Source organism: Tessaracoccus terricola (assembly GCF_054776555.1).
The window spans coordinates 658,854-679,216 of sequence record NZ_BAAHBS010000004.1; the positions used below are offsets into that span (position 1 = coordinate 658,854).

Annotated in this window: 19 protein-coding genes and 1 tRNA gene; 16 read left to right on the forward strand and 4 right to left on the reverse strand. The window is 69.6% G+C overall.

What is annotated here, in order from left to right; all coding sequences use genetic code 11:
- Positions 1-98 precede the first annotated feature (98 nt).
- The 3 genes from ACYU7G_RS08700 to mfd are packed head-to-tail and all read left to right on the forward strand — an operon-like array spanning position 99 to position 4,854.
- Complete coding sequence (locus tag ACYU7G_RS08700) at positions 99-731, forward strand: 50S ribosomal protein L25/general stress protein Ctc (RefSeq protein ID WP_461106808.1); 633 nt, start codon at positions 99-101, stop codon at positions 729-731.
- Between the two features lie 5 nt (positions 732-736).
- A complete protein-coding gene (gene pth, locus ACYU7G_RS08705) occupies positions 737-1,330 on the forward strand; it encodes an aminoacyl-tRNA hydrolase (protein WP_461106810.1) in 594 nt (197 codons plus the stop codon).
- A 26-nt stretch (positions 1,331-1,356) separates the two neighbouring features.
- Positions 1,357-4,854 (forward strand): transcription-repair coupling factor, encoded by a 3,498-nt coding sequence (gene mfd, locus ACYU7G_RS08710; RefSeq protein ID WP_461106812.1) that lies wholly within the window; start codon positions 1,357-1,359, stop codon positions 4,852-4,854.
- 99 nt (positions 4,855-4,953) lie between these two features.
- On the opposite strand, the gene ACYU7G_RS08715 is transcribed toward mfd, so the two are convergent.
- Positions 4,954-5,628 carry a DUF1707 SHOCT-like domain-containing protein gene (locus tag ACYU7G_RS08715; protein ID WP_461106814.1) on the reverse strand — a complete coding sequence of 225 codons (675 nt, stop codon included), beginning with the start codon at positions 5,626-5,628 and terminating at the stop codon, positions 4,954-4,956.
- An 86-nt stretch (positions 5,629-5,714) separates the two neighbouring features.
- Here ACYU7G_RS08715 and ACYU7G_RS08720 point away from each other — a divergent pair, with 86 nt between their 5' ends.
- The 11 genes from ACYU7G_RS08720 (at position 5,715) to ACYU7G_RS08770 (ending at position 16,149) form a co-directional block, all read left to right on the forward strand.
- A complete protein-coding gene (locus tag ACYU7G_RS08720; protein WP_461106816.1) occupies positions 5,715-6,209 on the forward strand; it encodes a hypothetical protein in 495 nt (164 codons plus the stop codon).
- Positions 6,210-6,249: 40 nt separating this feature from the next.
- Positions 6,250-6,831, forward strand: a complete 582-nt coding sequence (locus ACYU7G_RS08725; protein WP_461107283.1) for a nucleoside triphosphate pyrophosphohydrolase — start codon at positions 6,250-6,252, stop codon at positions 6,829-6,831.
- A 73-nt stretch (positions 6,832-6,904) separates the two neighbouring features.
- Complete coding sequence (gene eno, locus ACYU7G_RS08730) at positions 6,905-8,185, forward strand: phosphopyruvate hydratase (protein WP_461106818.1); 1,281 nt, start codon at positions 6,905-6,907, stop codon at positions 8,183-8,185.
- A gap of 31 nt (positions 8,186-8,216) precedes the next feature.
- Complete coding sequence (locus ACYU7G_RS08735; RefSeq protein ID WP_461106820.1) at positions 8,217-8,879, forward strand: FtsB family cell division protein; 663 nt, start codon at positions 8,217-8,219, stop codon at positions 8,877-8,879.
- A 6-nt stretch (positions 8,880-8,885) separates the two neighbouring features.
- Complete coding sequence (locus ACYU7G_RS08740; protein WP_461106822.1) at positions 8,886-9,392, forward strand: DUF501 domain-containing protein; 507 nt, start codon at positions 8,886-8,888, stop codon at positions 9,390-9,392.
- A complete protein-coding gene (locus ACYU7G_RS08745; protein ID WP_461106824.1) occupies positions 9,389-10,312 on the forward strand; it encodes a Ppx/GppA phosphatase family protein in 924 nt (307 codons plus the stop codon). Before ACYU7G_RS08740 ends, ACYU7G_RS08745 begins: the two co-directional genes overlap by 4 nt.
- Before the next feature lie 8 nt (positions 10,313-10,320).
- Positions 10,321-10,394, forward strand: a tRNA-Leu gene (locus tag ACYU7G_RS08750).
- 72 nt (positions 10,395-10,466) lie between these two features.
- Positions 10,467-11,444 carry an RDD family protein gene (locus ACYU7G_RS08755; RefSeq protein WP_461106826.1) on the forward strand — a complete coding sequence of 326 codons (978 nt, stop codon included), beginning with the start codon at positions 10,467-10,469 and terminating at the stop codon, positions 11,442-11,444.
- Between the two features lie 100 nt (positions 11,445-11,544).
- Positions 11,545-13,062 carry a deoxyguanosinetriphosphate triphosphohydrolase family protein gene (locus tag ACYU7G_RS08760; protein WP_461106828.1) on the forward strand — a complete coding sequence of 506 codons (1,518 nt, stop codon included), beginning with the start codon at positions 11,545-11,547 and terminating at the stop codon, positions 13,060-13,062.
- Between the two features lie 23 nt (positions 13,063-13,085).
- Positions 13,086-14,384 carry an alkylhydroperoxidase domain protein gene (locus ACYU7G_RS08765; protein WP_461106830.1) on the forward strand — a complete coding sequence of 433 codons (1,299 nt, stop codon included), beginning with the start codon at positions 13,086-13,088 and terminating at the stop codon, positions 14,382-14,384.
- A gap of 28 nt (positions 14,385-14,412) precedes the next feature.
- Positions 14,413-16,149 (forward strand): alpha/beta fold hydrolase, encoded by a 1,737-nt coding sequence (locus tag ACYU7G_RS08770; protein ID WP_461106832.1) that lies wholly within the window; start codon positions 14,413-14,415, stop codon positions 16,147-16,149.
- Between the two features lie 8 nt (positions 16,150-16,157).
- Here ACYU7G_RS08770 and ACYU7G_RS08775 read toward each other — a convergent pair whose 3' ends face one another.
- The gene (locus tag ACYU7G_RS08775) at positions 16,158-16,721 is read right to left on the reverse strand and encodes an NADPH-dependent FMN reductase (RefSeq protein ID WP_461106834.1); all 564 of its coding nucleotides are present in this window, start codon (positions 16,719-16,721) and stop codon (positions 16,158-16,160) included.
- A 38-nt stretch (positions 16,722-16,759) separates the two neighbouring features.
- Complete coding sequence (locus ACYU7G_RS08780; protein ID WP_461106836.1) at positions 16,760-17,749, reverse strand: DMT family transporter; 990 nt, start codon at positions 17,747-17,749, stop codon at positions 16,760-16,762.
- A gap of 125 nt (positions 17,750-17,874) precedes the next feature.
- On the opposite strand from ACYU7G_RS08780, the gene ACYU7G_RS08785 reads away from it, so the two are divergent.
- The gene (locus ACYU7G_RS08785; RefSeq protein WP_461106839.1) at positions 17,875-18,723 is read left to right on the forward strand and encodes a Bax inhibitor-1/YccA family protein; all 849 of its coding nucleotides are present in this window, start codon (positions 17,875-17,877) and stop codon (positions 18,721-18,723) included.
- Here the strand turns inward: ACYU7G_RS08785 and ACYU7G_RS08790 are convergent.
- Positions 18,708-19,409 carry an NUDIX hydrolase gene (locus tag ACYU7G_RS08790; protein WP_461106841.1) on the reverse strand — a complete coding sequence of 234 codons (702 nt, stop codon included), beginning with the start codon at positions 19,407-19,409 and terminating at the stop codon, positions 18,708-18,710. The genes ACYU7G_RS08785 and ACYU7G_RS08790 overlap by 16 nt on opposite strands.
- 71 nt (positions 19,410-19,480) lie before the next feature.
- Between ACYU7G_RS08790 and ypfJ the strand changes: the two genes are divergently transcribed.
- Complete coding sequence (ypfJ, locus tag ACYU7G_RS08795; RefSeq protein ID WP_461106843.1) at positions 19,481-20,362, forward strand: KPN_02809 family neutral zinc metallopeptidase; 882 nt, start codon at positions 19,481-19,483, stop codon at positions 20,360-20,362.
- Position 20,363 lies beyond the last annotated feature (1 nt).

Sequence of the window (20,363 nt, forward strand, 5' to 3'; positions counted from 1 at the left end):
TTCGGGCTGCCTGGCGAGGGACGCCCTACGTCCGTTATCGACTAGCGAACCTTGTCCGGCGTGCGCGAATTTCGCCCAGAGACGTCAGGAGACAAGAAGTGGCCAAGCCCAAGCTCACCCCGCTCACCGCTACCGCCCGTACCGAGTTCGGCAAGGGCGCTGCCCGCCGCATCCGTCGCGCCGGCGACGTGCCCGCCGTGCTCTACGGCCACGGCACCGACCCCGTCCACGTGACCCTGCCCGGTCAGGAGACCTTCCTCGCCCTGCGCCAGGCCAACGTCCTGCTGGAGATCAACGCCGAGGGCGCCAAGCCCATCATGGCGCTGCCCAAGCAGGTCCAGCGCAACGTCATCACCAACTTCGTCGAGCACGTCGACCTCCTGATCGTCCGCGCGGACGAGAAGGTCAGCGTCGAGGTCGCCCTCGTCATCACCGGCGAGGCCGAGCGCGGCTCCCTGGTCAACCACGACCTCCTGAGCCTCACCGTCCTGGCTCCCGCCGTCGCCATCCCCGAGGAGATCGAGGTCTCCGTCGAGGGTCTCGTCATCGGTGACCAGGTGCTGGTCGGTGACCTGAAGCTCCCCGAGGGCGTCGAGTCCCAGCAGGAGGACGACATCCTCGTGGTCAACATCACCCAGCCCGTCGTCGCCGACCTCGAGACCGAAGAGGCCGAGGGCGAAGAGGGCGAAGAGGGTGCCGAGGAGTCCGCAGAGGGTTCCGAGGAAGCCTGAGGCCTGTGACCTCCAACGCGTTTCTCGTGGTCGGGCTCGGAAATCCGGGCCCGACCTACGCGTTCACCCGGCACAACGTCGGGTTCTGGGCGGTCGACGACCTGGCCGACCGCCACGGGAGTTCGTTCTCCCTCAACACCAAGCAGCGTGCCGAGGTGGCGCAGGTGACCCTGCCCGCCGCCCCGGGCGTCGACGCCGTGAAGCTGGTGCTGGCCAAGCCCACCACCTTCATGAACAACTCCGGCCAGGCCGTCGGGGCCATCTGCCAGTTCTACAAGATCCCGGCCGCCAACGTCATCGCCATCCATGACGAGCTGGACCTGGACCCGGGCCGGCTGCGCGTCAAGTTCGGCGGCGGCGACAACGGCCACAACGGACTGAAGTCCATGCGCGCCCACCTTGGCACCGGTGACTTCCACCGCATCCGGGTGGGGATCGGCCGCCCCCCGGGCCGTCAACCAGCCGCTGACTACGTGCTGAACAAGCTCTCGCCGAAGGCCTCGGACGAGATGCGGGTGGACGCCGCGGTGGCGGGCGACGCCGTCGAGTTCCTGGTCCGCAACGACTTGGCGAGCACCCAGAACCGCTACAACAGCTGATTTCCGCGCTGGGGTAGGTTGGTCCGGTGAAGTTTGCCGGCCTGGGCAGTGCCCTCGAATCAGATCCCGGAATCCGAGCCACCCTCACCGACGCCCGCGCGGCCGGTGTGAACACGCTCGACGTCACTGTCGTACCCGCATTCTTCCCGGTGGCCGCCGCAATGCTCGCCGCCGAGTCCGGACGCACCGTCCTGCTGGTCACCTCCACCTACCGCGAGGCCGAGAACCTCACGGCCGAGGTGGGCAGCCTCCTCGGCGAGGACGCGGTGGCCTACTACCCGGCGTGGGAGACGCTGCCGCACGAACGGCTCTCACCCCGCGCGGACACGGTGGGGCGCCGGCTCGCCGTCCTGCGCCGGCTGGCGGGCAAGGACCCGGACCTGCCGGTGCCGCAGGTGGTGGTGGCGCCGGTCCGCTCCCTGCTGCAGCCCCAGGTGCGGGGACTGGCGGAGATGGCGCCCGTCACGGTGACGGTGGGCCAGGAGCACGACCTCGGCGAGCTCATCGCAGACCTCGTGGGTGCCGCCTACAACCGCGTGGACATGGTGGAGCGACGCGGCGAGTTCGCCGTGCGCGGCGGCATCGTCGACGTGTTCCCGCCCACCGAGGAACACCCGGTGCGCATCGACTTCTTCGGCGACGAGGTGGAGGAGATCCGCTACTTCACGGTGGCCGACCAGCGCTCCACCGGCGACGTCGTGGCCGCCATCACCGCCTCGCCCTGCCGCGAACTGCTCCTCACCGACGCCGTGAAGCAGCGCGCGAAGACACTGATGATGCAGCACCCGGAACTCTCGGACATGCTCGAGCGCATCAGCCAGGGCCACGCCGTCGAGGGCATGGAGGCGCTCACCCCGGTGCTGGTGGACGGCCTGGAGATGCTCGTCGACGTCCTCCCGGAGCACTCCATCGTGCTGGCCACCTCCCCGGAACTGGTCCGCGCCCGCGCCTCGGAACTCGTCACCACCAGCGAGGAGTTCCTCGAGGCCAGCTGGGCCGCGGCGGCCGGCGGCGGCAGGTCCCCGATCGACCTGCGCGGCTCCTCCTACTGGAACCTCGGAGACGTCCGCGAGCACGCCCTCGAGGTGGGTCACAAGTGGTGGTCCCTCACGCCGTTCGCCGCCGACGAGAGCGACGAGGCGGCCGACTACGACGCCGGCTCCGTGCACTCCCGCACCCTGGACATCTCCCAGCCGGAGGGATTCCGCGGCGACACCGAGGCAGCGGTGGCCCACATCCGCGCCGCCGTCGCCGACGGTTGGCGCATGCTGATCTGCGTCGAGGGCAGGGGACTGGCCTCCCGCATGGTGGAACTCCTCGGCGAGCAGGGCCTCACCGCGGAGATCACCGACCTCGATGAGGAGCCCCGCAAGGGCGTCGTGGCCATCGTGCTGGCCTCCCTGCGGGTGGGTTGGCGCGCCGACGGCTCCCGGATCGAACTGATCACCGCAGCCGACCTGTCGGGCCAGGTGGCCGACGCGCAGGCCCGGCGCAAGCTCCCCGCCCGCCGCAAGAACACCATCCAGCCCCTCGAACTGAAGGCCGGGGACCCGGTGGTGCACGAGGTGCACGGCGTCGGCCGGTTCGTGGACATGATGAAGCGCGAGGTCCAGGGCGCCACCCGCGACTACCTCGTCGTCGAGTACGCGCCCTCCAAGCGCGGCCAACCGGGCGACCGGGTGTTCGTGCCCATGGACCAGCTGGACCAACTCACCCGCTACGTCGGATCCGACGCCCCCGCCCTGGACAAGATGGGCGGCGCGGACTGGGGCAAGCGCAAGTCCCGCGCCCGCAAGGCCGTCCGGGAGATCTCGGCGGAGCTGATCAAGCTCTACGCCGCCCGGCAGGCCACCAAGGGCCATGCCTTCGGGCCGGACACCCCGTGGCAGCGGGAGCTCGAGGATGCCTTCGCCCACATCGAGACCCCTGACCAGCTCGAGGCCATCACCGAGGTGAAGCGCGACATGGAGAAGGTGGTCCCCATGGACCGCCTGATCTGTGGCGACGTCGGCTTCGGAAAGACCGAGATCGCCGTGCGCGCCGCGTTCAAGGCGGTGGAGGACGGCAAGCAGGTGGCCGTGCTGGTGCCCACCACCCTGCTGGTCACCCAGCACTACCAGACCTTCGCCGGCCGCTTCGCAGGCTTCCCCGTCCGGATGGCCCAGCTGTCCCGGTTCCAGACCGACGCCGAGGTCCGCAAGATCCAGGACGAGATCGCCACGGGGCGCCTCGACGTCGTGGTCGGCACCCACCGGCTGCTGTCGAAGGAGACCCAGTTCAAGAACCTCGGACTGGTGATCATCGACGAGGAGCAGCGTTTCGGCGTCGAGCACAAGGAACGCCTGAAGGAGATGCGCGTCAACGTGGACGTCCTGTCCATGAGCGCCACGCCCATCCCGCGCACCCTGGAGATCGCCATCACGGGCATCCGTGAGATGAGCGTCATCGCCACCCCGCCGGAGGAGCGCCACCCCGTGCTCACCTTCGCCGGGCCCTACGACAACGCCCAAGTGCGGGCCGCCATCCGACGCGAACTCGCCCGCGAGGGCCAGGTGTTCTTCGTCCACAACCGGGTCCAGACCATCGAGAAGACCGCCGCCCAGCTGCGCGAACTGGTCCCCGAGGCGCGCGTGGTCACCGCCCACGGCCAGATGAACGAGCACCGGCTCGAACAGGTGATGCTGGACTTCGGCGAGCGCCGCGCGGACGTGCTGGTGTGTACCACCATCGTCGAGGCCGGCCTGGACATCTCCACCGCGAACACCCTCATCGTGGAGCGTTCCGACAGCCTCGGACTGTCCCAGCTGCACCAGCTGCGCGGCCGCGTGGGCCGCTCCACCGAACGCGGCTACGCCTACTTCCTCTACCCGGCCGACAAGCCGCTCAGCGAGGCCTCCCACGAACGCCTGACGACGATGGCCTCGCACACGGACCTCGGCTCCGGCATGGCCATCGCCATGAAGGACCTGGAGCTGCGCGGCGCCGGCAACCTGCTGGGCGGCGAGCAGTCCGGCCACATCGCCGACGTCGGCTTCGACATGTACCTGCGCCTGGTGGGGGAGGCCGTGGCCACCTTCCGCGGCGAGGACACCGAGCCCGAGGCCCCGATGCGGATCGAGATCCCCGTCGAGGCCCACATCCCGGAGGACTACATCTCGTCGGAGCGGCTGCGGTTGGAGATGTACAAGCAGATCGCCGAGATCCGCACGCCTGCGGACATCGAGGCCGTGCGCTCCGAGCTCACCGACCGCTACGGCGAGCCCCCGTCCTCCGTCGAGGGCCTGCTGGCGGTGTCCCGCCTGCGCAACCTGGCCCGCGAGCACGGCATCGAGGAGATCGTCGGGCAGGGCAAGAACATCCGGTTCTCCCCGGCCAGCCTGCCCGAGTCCCGCCAGCTCAGGCTCAACCGCCTCTACCCCGGCAGCGTGTTCAAGCAGGCCACGGGGCAGCTGCTGGTGCCCAAGCCGGCCGAGGACGCCCTCGGCTGGGCCACCAAGCTGATCGAGGCGATCTTCAGCGCCTAGTTTCCCTGGGGTGCGAGCGGCAGCGAGCCTAGAAGTCTTCCTGAGCCTCGTCCCCAGTTGCCGTGGGGTGCGAGCGGCAGCGAGCCTCGAAGGGCCCCCTCAGCCTTCCGTGATCGCCGTGCGCGGCGGGTGCTTCTCCATGAACTTGCGCTGCTTGTGCATGTCCCACCAGGTGGGGTGCCGCACGGTCACGCTGCCCGACGAGGTGCCGCTCATCAGGACGCGGGGGTTCTCGCCCAGCGGGCGGGTGCGGACCTTCGAGGTGGAGTAGGACTGTCCGGAGGTGCGCAGGTCCTGCGTGGACACGCCCCAACCCTCGGGCACGATGACCAGCAGGCTGGCGACGCTGCTGCCGCCCACGACGACGAGGTCGATGACGGGGGAGACGGTGATGGCCTCGGTGAAGTCCAGCCGGACGTAGTCCATGGAGTTGGCGTGCACCTCCAGGAACGGGGGCACGCGCCACTGGCCCAGCTGGGTGCGGGACTCCTTGTCCTCGCCCAGCACGAGGGGGTTGTCCCAGCTGAAACCGGGACCCTCGCCGAGCACGCTCTGGTCCGTGATCACGGCGTCGAGCCGGTCGGGCTCCACCAGGTCTCCCAGCACTTCGACGACGTCGCCGCGGGTGCGTGCGCCCATGGCGATGTTCATCCGACCGTCGAACTCGTCGAATCCCAGCCGGCCGTCGGCCACCGCCTCGCGGAGCGCGGCAACGGCGTTGTCGCGCTGCTGGTTGGTCACGCGCAGGCGGTTCAGTTGTTCGTCACGGGCCATGGGAGCAGGGTAGCGCCGGCCCGGTTCCGGCCCCGGCGCGATCCACTGTAGGATCGTCGTGGTTTCGCCGAGGAAGAAGGAAACGGATGAAGTTGTCTCGACTCGCACTGCTGGTCCCCGCCGTCGCGGCCCTCGGGCTCGCCGCCTGCAGCCCGTCCCCGACCACCGCCGCCGAGGTGGGCGGCGAGACCATCAGTGAGGCCACCCTGTCCGCCACGGTCGAGGGCTGCGCGGAGCTCGGCGCCACCGCCACCCGCGGTGCGCTGCTGACGCCGCTGGTGATCCGGGAGGCTGCCCAGCAGCTGGCCGCCGAGGAGGGCATCGACCTGAGCGTTCTGCCCGAGATCATGAACTCGGACCCGCAGATCGCCCCCTACCTCGCCAACACCGACTGCGCCCGCGTCGGTGAGGCCCAGGCCCTGCTCGGGCTGCTCTACTCGCAGCTGGACCAGAACGCCGTCGTCGACTACATCCTGGGTGCAGACATCACCGTGAACCCCCGCTACGGCGAGTGGGACACCACCAACGGCGTGATCGCCGGCTCCGGCTCCATCTCCGTCCCGGCCGGTTCCCAGGGCTGACGTCCCCGTGACCTCCCAGCTGGAGCGGCTCCGCGACGTGATGTCGCGGCTGCGCACCGACTGTCCCTGGGACGCGCAGCAGACCCACGAGTCGCTGCTGAACCACCTCATCGAGGAGACCTGCGAGGTGGTCGACGCCGTCGAGGCCGGTTCCGACGAGGACCTCCGCGAGGAACTGGGCGACGTCCTGCTGCAGGTCTACTTCCACGCCCAGATCGCCACCGACGAGGGCCGTTTCACCATCGACGACGTCGCCGCCGACATCGCCGACAAACTCGTCCGTCGCCACCCGCACGTCTTCGCCGACCGGGATGCCCCGGAGGACATCCACGGCTCCTGGGAGCAGGCCAAGCAGCGGGAGAAGGGACGCAAGTCCGCCCTCGAGGGCATCGCCCAGTCGATGAGTTCCGTGGCCCGCGCGCACAAGGTGATCTCCCGCAGCCGCGCCCACAAGGTGCCCGTGGACCTGCCCACCGAGGCCATCACGGCCGACGACGTGGGTGCGCAGGTGCTGGACCTCGTCGCCCGGGCGCAGGCCAGCGGCATCGACGCCGACGCCGCCATCCGCGGTGCCCTGCGCCAGCTCGAGGCCCGCATCGAATCGGCCGAGCAGACAACCTGAACCCCCGGGTTACACCCGGCAGCCATTTGGATAGGCTGGGCAATGCAAGACCTGACTCTTGGAAAGGGAGCACATGGCATCCATCGAATTCATCGAAGCCCGCGAGATCCTTGACTCGCGTGGCAACCCCACCGTCGAGGTCGAGGTCCAGCTCGACTCCGGCGCGGGCGGCCGTGCGGCTGTCCCCTCCGGCGCCTCCACCGGCGCCTTCGAGGCCGTCGAACTGCGCGACGGTGACAAGAACCGCTACGGCGGCAAGGGCGTCCTGACCGCCGTCAAGAACGTCGTCGACGTCATCGGTGAAGAGATCCTCGGCTTTGACGCCAGCGAGCAGCGCCTCATCGACCTCGCCATGATCGAGCTCGACGGCACCCCCAACAAGGCCAAGCTGGGCGCCAACGCCATCCTCGGCGTCTCCCTCGCCGTGGCGCACGCCGCCGCCGAGGAGGCCGAGCTGCCGCTGTACCGCTACGTCGGTGGCCCCAACGCACACATCCTGCCCGTCCCGATGATGAACATCCTCAACGGTGGGTCGCACGCCGACTCCAATGTCGACATCCAGGAGTTCATGATCGCCCCGATCGGCGCCGAGACCTTCGCCGAGGCCGTCGAGATGGGCGCCGGTGTCTACCACGCCCTCAAGAAGGTCCTCAAGGATCGTGGCCTGTCCACCGGCCTGGGCGACGAGGGCGGCTTCGCGCCGAACCTGGAGAGCAACCGCGCCGCGCTGGACCTCATCCTCGAGGCCATCGCCAACGCCGGCTACGAGGCCGGGTCCCAGGTGGCCCTGGCGCTCGACGTCGCCGCCTCCGAGTTCTACTCCGAGGGCATCTACAAGTTCGAGGGCGCGGACAAGACCTCCGAGGAGATGGTGGCCTACTACGCCGGCCTCGTCGCCGACTACCCGCTGGTCTCCATCGAGGACCCGCTGAACGAGGAGGACTGGGACGGCTGGAAGGCCATGACCGACCAGCTCGGTGACAAGGTGCAGATCGTCGGCGACGACCTGTTCGTCACCAACGTCGAGCGCCTCCAGCGCGGCATCGACACCAACACCGCGAACGCGCTGCTGGTGAAGGTCAACCAGATCGGCTCCCTGTCCGACACCATCGACGCCGTGGAGCTCGCGCACCGCAACGGTTTCAAGACGATGATGAGCCACCGCTCCGGCGAGACCGAGGACACCACCATCGCGGACCTCGCCGTCGCCCTCGGCTGCGGCCAGATCAAGTCCGGCGCCCCCGCGCGCACGGACCGCGTCGCCAAGTACAACCAGCTGCTGCGCATCGAGCAGGACCTCGACGACGCCGCAACTTACGCCGGACGTTCCGCCTTCCCGCGTTTCCAGGGCTGAACAACAGCGACGATGGGGGACACTGGACCTGATGGCCAGAGTCTCTCGTAACAAACCGACGAGCACCGGTCCGGGCAGCGGTTCACCCCGCTCCCGGACCGCTGCGCGTCCCGGCGAACGCGCCGCCAACCAGCGCGCCCGCACCCGTCCCGCGGATCCCAGCAGCGCGGTCTCCGGGGCCACCCCCGCGTCGCCGGTCACGCCGCCGCGTCCCATCGCAAGCCGTGCGCTGGGCGTGACCTGGCGGCTGCTGCTGCTGGGCGTCGTCGTGGCCGTGATCGCCGTCACCCTGGCCCAGAGCCTGCGCGTCTACTTCGTGCAGGCCGAACAGATCGCCGAGCTGCGCGCCGAGATCGAGGCCACCCGGGCCGAGATCGACGAGCTCGAGGACCAGTTGGCCCGCTGGGACGACCCGGCCTTCGTGGAGGCGCAGGCGCGCGAACGGCTGGGCTGGGTGTTCCCCGGTGAGGTCGGCTACCGCGTGATCGGCGCCGACGGGGAACCGATCGGCGGTGACTCGGACGTCTTCGCCACCGAGGAGGAGACCGCACCCGGCCTGTGGTGGGAGAAGATGTGGGGATCGGTCGCGGTGGCGGACCAGCCCGTGGCGGAACCGGAGCCGGCGGCGACGCCGTCGGACGACGTCACCATCGGCGTCTCGCCCGAGCCGAGCCCCAGCAACTCTGAGGAGTGACCAGGAATGAACCAACCGACGACCGCTGACCTCGAGGCCATCGAGGAGCAGCTCGGCCGGCCCCCGCGCGGAGTGGTGGAGGTGGCCTGGCGCTGTGTGTGCGGTGTCCCGGGCGTCGTGAAGACGATGCCGCGCCTGGACAACGGCACCCCGTTCCCCACCACCTACTACCTGACCTGCGCGCGAGTGGTCTCCGCGGTCTCCACGCTGGAGGCCTCCGGGCTGATGGCGGAGATGACGCGCCGCCTGGGCGAGGACGCCGAACTGGCCGCCGCCTACCGCGCCGCCCACGAGTCGTACCTCGCCGACCGTGCCGAGCTGGGCGACGTCCCCGAGATCGCGGGCATCTCCGCCGGCGGCATGCCCACGCGCGTCAAGTGCCTGCACGTGCTGGTGGGACACGCCTTGGCCAAGGGCCCGGGCCTGAACCCGCTGGGGGACGAGGCCGTCGCCGCGCTGGCCGACTTCTTCGAGCGCCACCGCAACGAACGCAACGACACGAGGGAGGCGTGATGGGCAGCACCGTCGCAGCCATCGACTGCGGAACCAACTCCGTCCGCCTGCTGGTCGTCCGGCGCGAGGACGACGGCACCACCACCGAGCTCGTGCGCGTCGTGCGCCTGGCGCAGCTCGGACAGGGTGTGGACGCCACCGGCGAGTTCCACCCAGAGGCGCTCGAACGCACGTTCATCGTGTGCGACGAGTACGCCCAGCTGATCGCCGACCACGGCGTGGACCGCACCCGCTTCGTCGCCACCTCCGCCGCCCGCGACGCCCACAACCGGCAGATCTTCTTCGACGGCGTGCGCGAGCGGCTCGGCGTCGAGGTGGAGGTGATCTCCGGCGACGAGGAGGCCGCGCTGTCCACCGCCGGCGTCCTCAGCGGCGTCGGCGCCGCCACCCCCGCTCTGGTCTTCGACATCGGCGGCGGCTCCACCGAACTGATCGTCGTCGAGGAGGGCCGCGCCATCTCCGCGGCCATCAGCCTGGACATCGGCGCCGTCCGGATCACCGAGCGGTTCCTGCACACCGACCCCCGCAGCGCCGACGACGAGGCCGCCGCCCGTGCCCACATCGCCTCGGTGCTGGACACCTCCGGGGTGGACTTCACCCGGATCGAGACCGCCATCGGCGTCGCCGGCACCACCACCAGCGTCGCCGCCCACGTACTGGGGCTGGTGGAGTACTCCCGCGACGCGGTCCACCGCGCCCGGCTGCCGCGCGAGGACATCGTCGAGACCACCAGGCGGTGGCTCGCCACTCCGGTGGAGGAGATCGCGCACGAACCCTTCATGCACCCGCTGCGCGCCAAGGTGATCGGCGGGGGAGTGCTGATCCTCGACGAGATCTCCGCCCGCGTCCCCGGCGGCAGCGTCCTGGTGAGCGAGACGGACATCCTCGACGGCATCGTGCTGGGAATGCTGGCAGAGTAGTTGCGGGCGCCCCCGTGGCCCAATTGGCAGAGGCAGGCGGCTTAAACCCGCTTCAGTGCGGGTTCGAGTCCCGTCGGGGGTACGGGACGATAGAGTCGTCGGCGACCGGTCTGTAGACTGAGTCCAAAGAATATCCATCACGAAGAGGTGTGCGGTGACCGACCCGAACCAGCCCAACCAGCCCTCGGCCGATGAGCCGCAGCCCGATGAGTTCCAGCAGCCCGAGGCCAGCCAGTCGGCCGGTGATCCCTACGCCCAGCAGCAGGGCCAACCCCACGGGCAGCCGTCCGGGCCGTCCTACGGGCAGGAGCAGGGCGATCCCTTCTCCCAGCAGCAGGGTCAGGCCTACGGTCAGCAGCCCGGTGATCCGTACGCCCAGCAGCAGGGCCAGGACTACGGTCAGCAGCCCGGTGATCCGTACGCCCAGCAGCAGGGCCAGGCCTACGGTCAGCAGCCCGGTGATCCATACGCTCAGCAGCAGGGACAGGCCCAGCAGCAGGGGCAGCAGGGCTACGGCCAGCCCCAGGGCCAGCAGGGCTACGGCCAGCAGGGCTACGGTCAGCCGTACGGGCAGCAGCCGGGCCCGGGCTACGGACAGCAGCCGGGCCAGCCCTATGGTCAGCCCGGCAACAAGATCGGGCAGCCGGGAGAACTTCTCGACAGGTTCCTCGCCCGCCTGATCGACTTCATCCTCCTGGCGGTCACCGGCTCGATCATCATCGGTTTCCTCGTGGTCAGCCTGCTCATGGGTGGCTCCTTCGGGGTCCTGGGCATGGGTGGCGGCAACTTCCTGACCAGCCTGGTCAGCTCGGTGCTGATGGCTGCGCTCTACCTGGGCTACTTCGCCTACTTCGAGTCCAGCCGCGGGCAGACACTTGGCAAGATGGTGATGAAGCTGGAGACCCGCAGCGCCAACGGGGGCCGTCCCACCATGGAGCAGGCCGTCAAGCGCAACATCTGGGTGGCCATCAGCGTGCTGGGCGTGATCCCGGTCATCGGCGGCCTCCTGTCCGGTGTCGGCCAGCTCGTCGCGATGATCATGATCGCCGTCGGCATCAATGGCGACGTCGCCGGCCGCCGCGGCTGGCATGACAAGTTCGCAGACGGAACGCAGGTCATCAAGATCGGCTGACGCCAGGACGCCTCAGTGTGGTGATCGTGCTGGTGAAGCATCCAGATCGCCACACTGGGGCGTCGGTGCGCTCCGAACAGCAGAGGAAGTGGAGGGGCTTGTGCAGCGAACCCGACGCAGGGAGGCGGAGGCAGCCGACGCCGAGTTCGCGGATGGCGACACGCCGTTCCGCACGGACCTCGAGCGCATCCGGTTCTCGCCCTACTTCGCCCGGCTCTCGGCCGTGACGCAGGTGATCGGCCAGACCTCCGCCGGACCGTTGGTTCACAACCGGCTCACTCACTCCCTGAAGGTGACGGCCGTGGCGCGCTCCGTCGCCGTCGAACTCGCCACCAAGCTCAGCGAGGACCACAACCTGCCGCCCGAGTTCGTCTGTGACCCGGTGGTGGCCCAGGCGGCCGCCAGCGCCCACGACCTCGGCCACCCGCCCTTCGGGCACCTGGGCGAATCCGTGCTGGACCGGCTGGCGCGCGAGAACCTGGGGCTGGCCGACGGGTTCGAGGGCAACGCCCAGACCTACCGGATCATCGCCACCCTCGACGTCTGCCACGGCCCGTCCAAGGGGCTCAACCTGACCGCCGCAACCCGCTCCGCCGTCGCCAAGTACCCGTGGACACCGGCCGTGGACGTGTCCCCGCTCGGTGACCGGCCGCTCCCGCCCGGGCTCCGGCGCTCCGGCGACGAGTTGAGCGTACGCAAGTACTCCGCCTACTTCCTGGACGCCGACGACCTGGCCGACGCCCGCGCGGACGCCCATGGCCTGTTGCCGCTCCAGCAGTCGTTGGAGGGCTCCGTCATGGACATCTCCGACGACATCGCCTACTCCATCCATGACGTCGACGACTTCCACCGGGCGGGGCTGCTCAGTCAGGGCGCGGTGTCCCGCGAGTTCCGGGAGTGGGAAGAGCACATCATGGACTTCCGGGAACTGGACGACGGTCGGCTGCTGGCCCAGCACACCCGCGCCGGCAGCGCGCTGGAACTGCTGCGCCGCAAGCTGCACCGGGACGACCCCTGGATCGCCGACGACGACGCCTTCGTCGCCGCCGTGAGGGACGTCTCGCACGACCTCGTCGATGGTCTGCTGGGTGACGATTTCAACGGGTCCATCGCAGCGGAACGGGCACTCTCGTCGTTCACCAACCGCTGGATCCACTACCTGCAGGACTCCGTGGTTCTTGCGCCGCGGGACAACCCGCGCACCGGTCTGGTGATGCTCAACCGGCAGGCGTGGCACGACGTCGAGGTGCTCAAGTTCGTCCACCGGCAGTTCGGGCTCAACCGCTCGGACATCGCCCTCTACCAGCGGGGCCTGAGCCGCGTGCTGCTCCGGGTGGTCAAGGGCCTGACGGCGTGGCTGGCCGACACCCCGGACCGGCTGCGGGTCCCGCCCCGGCTGCAGGAACTCGTGGAGGTGGCCAGCGATGGCTACGACCGGATCGCCCGGGAACGACCTGAGGGCATCCCGGAGGTGGATCCTGCCGACGTCCGGCGGCTCGGCCGCGGCCGAGGTGTCCTCGACTACGTCGCATCCCTGTCCGACGGGCAGGCGATCGCCGTTTCGGAGGCCATCGACGGGCGCCCGGACAAGCTCTGGGACATCGGCCAGAGCCTGTAGGGTGCTCCGCTAGATTTGCGCCCATGACTGACATCATCGACGCACTCACTGGCATCAATGCGGGCGACGTGCTCGACGAGGCGCGCTCCGGGCGCCCCGCCGCGAAGCAGCACGCCCAGGGCAGCTTCAAGGCCCTCTTCCAGCCCATCGACGCATCCCAGGTCTCGCTCCCGGAGCGAGCGGCCGTGGCGCTGTTCGTGGCCCGGCTGCACGGCCAGCAGGCAGCTGTGGAGTTCTACGGATCCCTCCTGCGGGAGACCGGTGGCGGAGACCTGCTGGAACCCATCATCGTCGCCGAGGCGGACAGGGCGGCGGGCACCGGGCCCTATGGGGCATTCCGTGCCGAGAACGCAGACGAGAGCGTGCCCGGCGTCGAGTACGCCGTGGATTCGGTGGAAGCCAGCTATGCGGTGGCCGACCGGCTGGCTGCCGCCCTCGAACACGCACACTTCCTCGTCTTCCATCCCCGGGATGCCAGCCGCGAGCGCCTGCAGCAGCTGCTCGACGACGGCTGGAGCACCACCGGCGTGGTGACCCTGTCCCAGTTGGTGTCCTTCCTCACCTTCCAGTTGCGCGTCATCCACGGCCTGAGCGTGCTGCGCGAGACAGCCGGTGGCAGCGGGACGGCGCCCACCACCGAGGCCCTGGCCGCACTGGCCAGCGAGGTGGCCAGGGCTGCTGCCGCCCGCCTCGGCGACGGTGCGGGTGTCGCCCCCGAGGCTGCCGCCGAGCAGTTGCCCGCGGCCCCCAAGGTGGACGAGCCGCCGCGCTTCACCCAGGAGAGCCTCGGCTGGAAGCCTTGGCTCACACCCCTGCCTGCCGCGGAGTTCACGGACCTTCACCGCGAGGCACTCGTCGAACCCGAGCGCATCCACATGCCCTACTTCCGGCTCCTGGCGCGCGACCCCGAGGCGTTGAGGGAGCGCACCCTCACGGACATGGACATCTTCTACAACACCGAGGGCGGCCTGCCCCGTGCAGACCGTGAGCTCGCGGCGGCGGCAGCATCCCGGTTCAACGGTTGCGTGTTCTGCGCCTCCGTGCACTCCCGCTTCGCCACGGAACAGGGGGCGGATCGTGACGAGGTCCAGCGCCTGCTCGACGAGGGCGTCGGAGCCCGTGTCAATGAGCGCTGGGACGCGCTGGTGGATGCCACCGTGGCGCTCACGGCCACGCCGTCGCGCTTCGGGCCCGATGATCTGGCCCGACTCCGCGGCGTCGGTCTCGACGAGCCCGAACTGCTTGACATGGTCCAGGCCGGGGCCTTCTTCAACTGGGCGAACCGGCTGATGCTCTCGCTCGGCGAACCCACGCAGTCCTGACGGACGGAAGCACCTGGGAGGGGCGGCGGTGAAGGAGCTGCGGAGCAGGCTGGCCGAGGCATTCCCGTGGTGGCTGGGCGGGCTGCTCGGGATCCTGTGCGTCGTCACGGGCGCCGTCCTGGCACTCAGACCGTTCCGCTCCCTCGGTGTGCTCGTCGTGCTGCTGGCCGTCGGGCTGGTGCTGTTGGGGGTGTCCCTGCTGGCCGAGCGGTCCGGGCGTGGCATGGCCACTAACCTGCTCGGACTGGCGGCCATCCTGGCGGGGGTGGCCGTCCTGGTGCTGCCCGGTTTGACCATCCAGCTGCTCACCCTCGTCGTCGCCGCTGCGCTGGTGGTGGTCGGTGTGCTCCGGATTGTGGGGGTCCGCCGGACGGAACCGGGGGAGCGGCTCAGCGCCGTGCTGCTGGGCGTGGCGAGTGTGGTCCTCGGGGTGGTTGCGCTGGCGTGGCCCGACGTGACCGTCCTGGTCATCGCGGCCGTCTCCGGCGTCCAGCTGGTGCTCTTCGGGATCGCCCAGGTGGCTTCCGCATGGCGGCGACGGTCCGGTGCCCCGGGGCGCGCTGCGGAACCCGGGCGGGATCGGCGTCGGACCTGGCGCACCGTCGGGGCCGTGGCCGCACTGCTGGCGAGCGCCGGCCTGTTGCTGCTCAGCATCCGGCTGACCGGTCACCCCCAACCCGACGACTTCTACGCCGCGCCCGCTGACCTCCCGGCAGAGGCCGGGGTGCTCCTGCGTACGGAGGCGTTCGCCACGGACGTCCCGGAGGGGGCTGAGGGCTGGCGCATCCTCTACACCACCACCCTGGCCGACGGTGTCCCTGCCGTTGCGTCGGCGATCGTCGTGGCACCTGACGGCGACGGCGACCATCCGGTGGTGGCGTGGGCCCACGGCACCACGGGGCAGGCCACCGGGTGTGCGCCGTCGCTACTGGAGCATCCGTTCGAGGCGGGGGCGATGCCGGACCTGCCCGGCACGCTCGCTCAGGGCTGGGCCGTCGTCGCCCCGGACTATCCCGGCCTGGGCACCGGAGGCTCCCACCCGTACCTTGTGGGGCAGCCCACCGGGCGCTCGGTCCTGGACGCAATCCGGGCTGCGCAACAGCTGGAGGAGGCCCGGCTCGGGGAGCAGACCATGGTCTGGGGGCACTCGCAGGGCGGCCATGCCGCACTGTGGACCGGCGGGCTCGCGGAGTCATATGCGCCCGAGCTGGACGTCAGGGGCGTGGTGGCGATGGCGCCGGCAGCCAACCTGCCACAGCTCCTGGCGGACCTGACCACCTCACCGATCGGGCCGGTGTTCGGCGCCTACGTGATAGCTGCCTGGGAGGACGTGGACCCGTCGATCCGGATGCAGGACTATGTCCGCCCCGCGGCCCGGATCGGGATGGAGGAGATGGCTGGCCGCTGCCTCAGCGATCCGTCGGTGCTGGTTTCCGTGGCCACGTCGATCCTGGGCAGGGATCCGGTCTGGAGCGGCGATCCGTCCCGGGGTCCGGTGCTGGCGCTGGCACACCAGAACGTGCCCGAGTTGCCGGTGGCCGCACCCCTGCTGATTGCGCAGGGGGAGGCTGACACCCTGGTCCGGCCGCAGGCGCAGCAGGAGTACGTGGCGAAACAGTGCGAGGCCGGCCAGGAACTGGAGTACCGCACCTACCCCGGGATGGACCACATGGGGCTGGTGACGGGTGACTCGCAGCTGCTGGCCGACCTCGTCGAATGGACCGAAGCACGGTTCGCCGGTGGGGACTGGTCACCCACCTGCTGAGTGGGGGATCAGGCGGCGTCGGCGCGCTGCACGCGCTCGATGAGCTCCTTGAAGGCACCCAGGTAGCCGACGAGGAAGCCTGCGGTCTCCTCGTTGGTGACCTCGCCGTCCTCGGTGAACAGGCCGGGGACGGACTGGATGAAGCCCTCCGGCTGGCCGAGCTGCGGCGAGGCGAAGTGGGTCAGGATGGACTTCAGGTGCTGCTGCGCGATGGCGGCGGAGACTGCGCCGCCGGAGGTGCCGATGACCGCGGTGGGCTTGCCGGTGAAGGAGTTCTGGCCCCAGGGGCGCGAGGCCCAGTCGAGGGCGTTCTTCAGGTAGCCGGGAATGGAGCGGCTGTACTCGGGGGTGACGAGGATGACGCCGTCGACGTCGGCGATGGCCTGCTTGAAGTCGCGCGCCACCTGCGGGTAGTCGGCGTCGAAGTCCGGGGAGTAGAAGGGCAGCTCATCGATCCGGATCTCGGTGAGCTCGACCTCGGCCGAGGCGCCGAGGCGCTCGAGGGCCTTCGCGAGCCGACGGTTGATGGAGGTGCTGGAGAGGCTGCCGACGATGTAGCCGATCTTGGTCATGTGGTTCCGTTCCTTCGGGAGATAGTTGCAGATTCAACTTACTCCTTCAGGGTGCCCGAAGCCAACTCGGGACCCTCCCGCCCGTCCTCCCTGGCGGCGGCAGCATCGCGACGCCGTCTGGCTGCCCGACCGACGACGAGCCCCCAGGTCACCCCGCCGAGCGTGAGTGCCACCGTGACCAGTTCCTGCCAGGTGGGTGCCCGGCTCTCCAGGGCCAGGGTGTAGAGGAGGGCGAACATCACCTCCGTCACGATCAGCATCCCGAGCGCCGAGGCGCTGAAGTACTTCGCCGCGCGGCTCCACAGTGCGGTGGCAGCCCAGGACGCGCTCAGGCCGAGCACGAGCCCCCAGACCAGCACGCCCGTCGGGAACGCGGCCACGAAGGCTTGCGGGCTCTCGGTGGTGAGCGCGAGGGCCACGACGAGCAGTGGGAGGGTGACCAGCGTGCCCACTCCCGTGAGGCTCGTCCAGACCACCGTGCGGTGATGCGGGTTGTCCGCCACGTACTCCGCGTTCCAGGTGCTGAAGACCGTCCAGCAAGCCAGCGCAACCGCGGCCAGCAGCAGACCCAGTGCCGGCGAGGTTCCGTGTGTCCCGCCTCCGGAGCCCAACGTGGTGACGGTGGTGATCACGATCCCGGCCGCGATGCACAGCATCGGTCCCACCAGGGAGCGCCACGCCATCACCTTTCGGCGTAGGTTCCCCACGGCGGTCATGATGATTGGCAGGGCCCCGAAGATTAGCGAGACCGGGGCTGGTCCGATGGCCATCACGGCGCCCGACACGGCCGCGTAGTAGAGAGTGTTGCCTGCGAATCCGATGCCGATGATCCGCAGCCAGCCGCGGCCGTCGAGCTCCCTGAAGGGGTTGAACCGCAGGATCCGCAGGACCAGGACGGAGGAGAGGGCGAACACCCCGTACCGGGTCAGGGTCAGCGGGATGCCCCCGACGCCGCCCGCAGCCGGGGCGACGAACGCCAGCCCCCACAGTGCACAAGCGCCCAGCGCGTACACGAGTGCTGATCCCACTTGGCCTCCTGCCGGAACTCCACTGTCCGAACCGGCGCCTCGCGGACACCGGTTTGGCTGGGTGGCCGGGTACGCTTGGAGGAGTAACGCAATTTCGTGTTTGCAGTAGAGACGAGGAAACCCCCATGGCGAACCCCGTATTCGCACGCAGCGACACCTTCAACGGTCGCCGCGCGCCACAGAGCAACTTCCAGCAGTACCAGCAGCCCGGCCAGCCCGGCTACGGTCACCCGCAGGGCTACGGCCAGCCCCAGGGCTACGGTCAGCCGCAGGGCTACCAGCAGCAGGCCCCGCAGGCCACCGGCGGGGTGATGACCCTCGACGACGTGATCGCCAAGACCGCCATCACGCTGCTCGTGGTGTTCGCGGCCGCCGCCGCCACGTTCATGCTGCTGCCGATGAACCTGCTGTACCCCACGATGATCGGCTCCGCCATCATCGGGCTGATCACGGTCTTCGTCGTCGCCGGGCGCCACAAGCTGCCCGTGGGCGGCGTGATCTTCTACGCACTGGTCGAAGGTGTCTTCGTCGGCGCGATCTCCAAGATGTTCGAGGCCTTCTGGCCCGGCATCGTCGTGTCCGCAGTGCTCGCCACCTTCGTGGCCGCCGGTGCGACGCTGGCCGCCTACAAGTTCTTCAACATCCGGGTCACCCCGAAGTTCCGCAAGTTCGTGACCATCGCCACCATGTCGCTGGCCGGCGTGCTGCTGGTCAACTTCGTGCTGGCGCTGTTCGGCGTCGACACCGGTCTGCGTGACATCGGCTCCGGTGCGGGCTGGCTCTCGATCGGCATCTCGGTGCTGGCCGTCGGCCTGGCCGTGTTCAACCTGATCGTGGACTTCGACTTCGTCGAGCGGGGCATCGCCTCCAGGGCGCCCGCGAGCGAGTCGTGGCGCGCTGCCTTCGGCATCACCGTCACGATGGTCTGGCTCTACATCGAGATCCTGCGGATCCTGTCCTACTTCAGGGACTGATCCAACGCCATCTGGCCCACGTAACGGGCCAGTAGGTTGCGCGAACCGATGGTCCAGTGCAACCGGCGCCAGGACTGCCAAGGCACCCAGTCAGCCCGCTCCGTCGACCCTCCCAGGTCGTGGACGACGGGCTGGCTGGGTGTTTCGCATGTTGCGGCATAGACCACGCGCAGGGCGTGGTAGTCCTCGAGCACACCCGTGTTGGAACGCCCCACCCAATGGTCCGAGTCCAGCGTCAACACGCGGTCCAGGGTGATGTGCTGACCGGACTCCTCGTAGACCTCGCGGATGACGGCCTGCGCCGGCGACTCACCCGGGTCCACCCCGCCGCCGGGCAACGCCCAGGTGCCGGGCACCGCGGTCAGTGAGGAGTTGACGGTCCCCAGCAGCCCGCGTTCGGAAAGGACGACGGCGTAGGCGCCCACCCGTTGCTTGGTCACCGGCACCTCGCCGGGGAGGGCCTCGTCGAAGACCACCTGCGTGCGCGGCCTGCGGGCCGCCACCGGCTCGGCGGTCTTGCGGACCAGGTAGGTGAACACGATCTCGTCGTCGACGATGACCGTCGCGAGGGGGCGCAGGGGGATGAAACCGAGCCCGAGGAGCTGGTCACGGGGGTGTTCGCCGTGCGCGACGGTGAACTGGACGCTGGGTGGGGACACAGGCGTGGTGACCCCGATGATGCGCATTGGGACAGTCTAGGCGGGTGGTCGCGATACTCTGATCCGGACTCGCTGCAAGCCCAGAAGGAGTGGTCACGATGGAGTACCGGGACGACGTCAAGCTGGATCGGGCGCGCGTGCGCTACGGCGGCGGGGGTGGTAGCTCCGGCGGTGGCCGCGGGATGGCGGTCGGCGGCGGCATCGGCGGCGTCATCGTCCTCGTGCTGGTCCTGCTGTTCGGCGGCAACATCGGCGACGTGCTGGGCGGCGCCGCGATGCCCGACGACGGTCGGCAGCAGACCACGGGCGAGCAGCTCGAGTGCCAGACGGCCGCCGAGATCGAGGCCAACCGGGACTGCCGATTCGCCGCCTACGACATCGCCGTGCAGGACTACTGGAACTCGGTGATGAAGGGCTACCAGTACGGGCAGATGGTGCTTTTCAGCGGCCAGGTGGCCACGGCCTGCGGCACGGGCTCCTCGCAGATGGGCCCGTTCTACTGCCCGGGCGACTACACCGTCTACATCGACGGCGACTACATGGGCCAGCTGCTGAACCAGCTGGGGGCCGCCGGTGGCGACGCCGCCGAGCTCTACATCGTCGGGCACGAGTACGGCCACCACGTGTCCAACCTGACCGGTCAGATGCAGCAGGCCCGCGCCGGTGGCAACCAGACCGGGCCGTCGTCGAACCAGGTCCGCCTCGAGCTGCAGGCCGACTGCTACGCCGGGGTGTTCTTCAACAACACCCTGAAGGACCCGAACTCGCCCATCGAGAGTGTCACGCGTGACGACCTGATGCGGATCGCCGACGCCGCACGCGCCGTCGGTGACGACCACATCCAGGAGACCTCGGGCGGCCGAGTGGTCCCGGAGAGCTGGACGCACGGCTCCTCGGAGATGCGGCAGCGATGGGTGGCGAAGGGGTACGACTCGGGGGACCCGAACGTGTGCGACACGTTCGCCACCGACGACCTGTGAG

What these genes read in the sequence shown, in the direction of transcription:
- ACYU7G_RS08725 (WP_461107283.1), top strand. Translation starts at nt 6,250, where the DNA reads ATGTCGCGGCTGCGCACCGACTGTCCCTGGGACGCGCAGCAGACCCAC.
- ACYU7G_RS08715 (WP_461106814.1), bottom strand. Translation starts at nt 5,628, where the DNA reads ATGGCCCGTGACGAACAACTGAACCGCCTGCGCGTGACCAACCAGCAG.
- ACYU7G_RS08765 (WP_461106830.1), top strand. Translation starts at nt 13,086, where the DNA reads ATGACTGACATCATCGACGCACTCACTGGCATCAATGCGGGCGACGTG.
- ACYU7G_RS08790 (WP_461106841.1), bottom strand. Translation starts at nt 19,409, where the DNA reads ATGCGCATCATCGGGGTCACCACGCCTGTGTCCCCACCCAGCGTCCAG.
- ACYU7G_RS08740 (WP_461106822.1), top strand. Translation starts at nt 8,886, where the DNA reads ATGAACCAACCGACGACCGCTGACCTCGAGGCCATCGAGGAGCAGCTC.
- ypfJ (WP_461106843.1), top strand. Translation starts at nt 19,481, where the DNA reads ATGGAGTACCGGGACGACGTCAAGCTGGATCGGGCGCGCGTGCGCTAC.
- eno (WP_461106818.1), top strand. Translation starts at nt 6,905, where the DNA reads ATGGCATCCATCGAATTCATCGAAGCCCGCGAGATCCTTGACTCGCGT.
- ACYU7G_RS08785 (WP_461106839.1), top strand. Translation starts at nt 17,875, where the DNA reads ATGGCGAACCCCGTATTCGCACGCAGCGACACCTTCAACGGTCGCCGC.
- ACYU7G_RS08775 (WP_461106834.1), bottom strand. Translation starts at nt 16,721, where the DNA reads ATGACCAAGATCGGCTACATCGTCGGCAGCCTCTCCAGCACCTCCATC.
- ACYU7G_RS08720 (WP_461106816.1), top strand. Translation starts at nt 5,715, where the DNA reads ATGAAGTTGTCTCGACTCGCACTGCTGGTCCCCGCCGTCGCGGCCCTC.
- ACYU7G_RS08735 (WP_461106820.1), top strand. Translation starts at nt 8,217, where the DNA reads ATGGCCAGAGTCTCTCGTAACAAACCGACGAGCACCGGTCCGGGCAGC.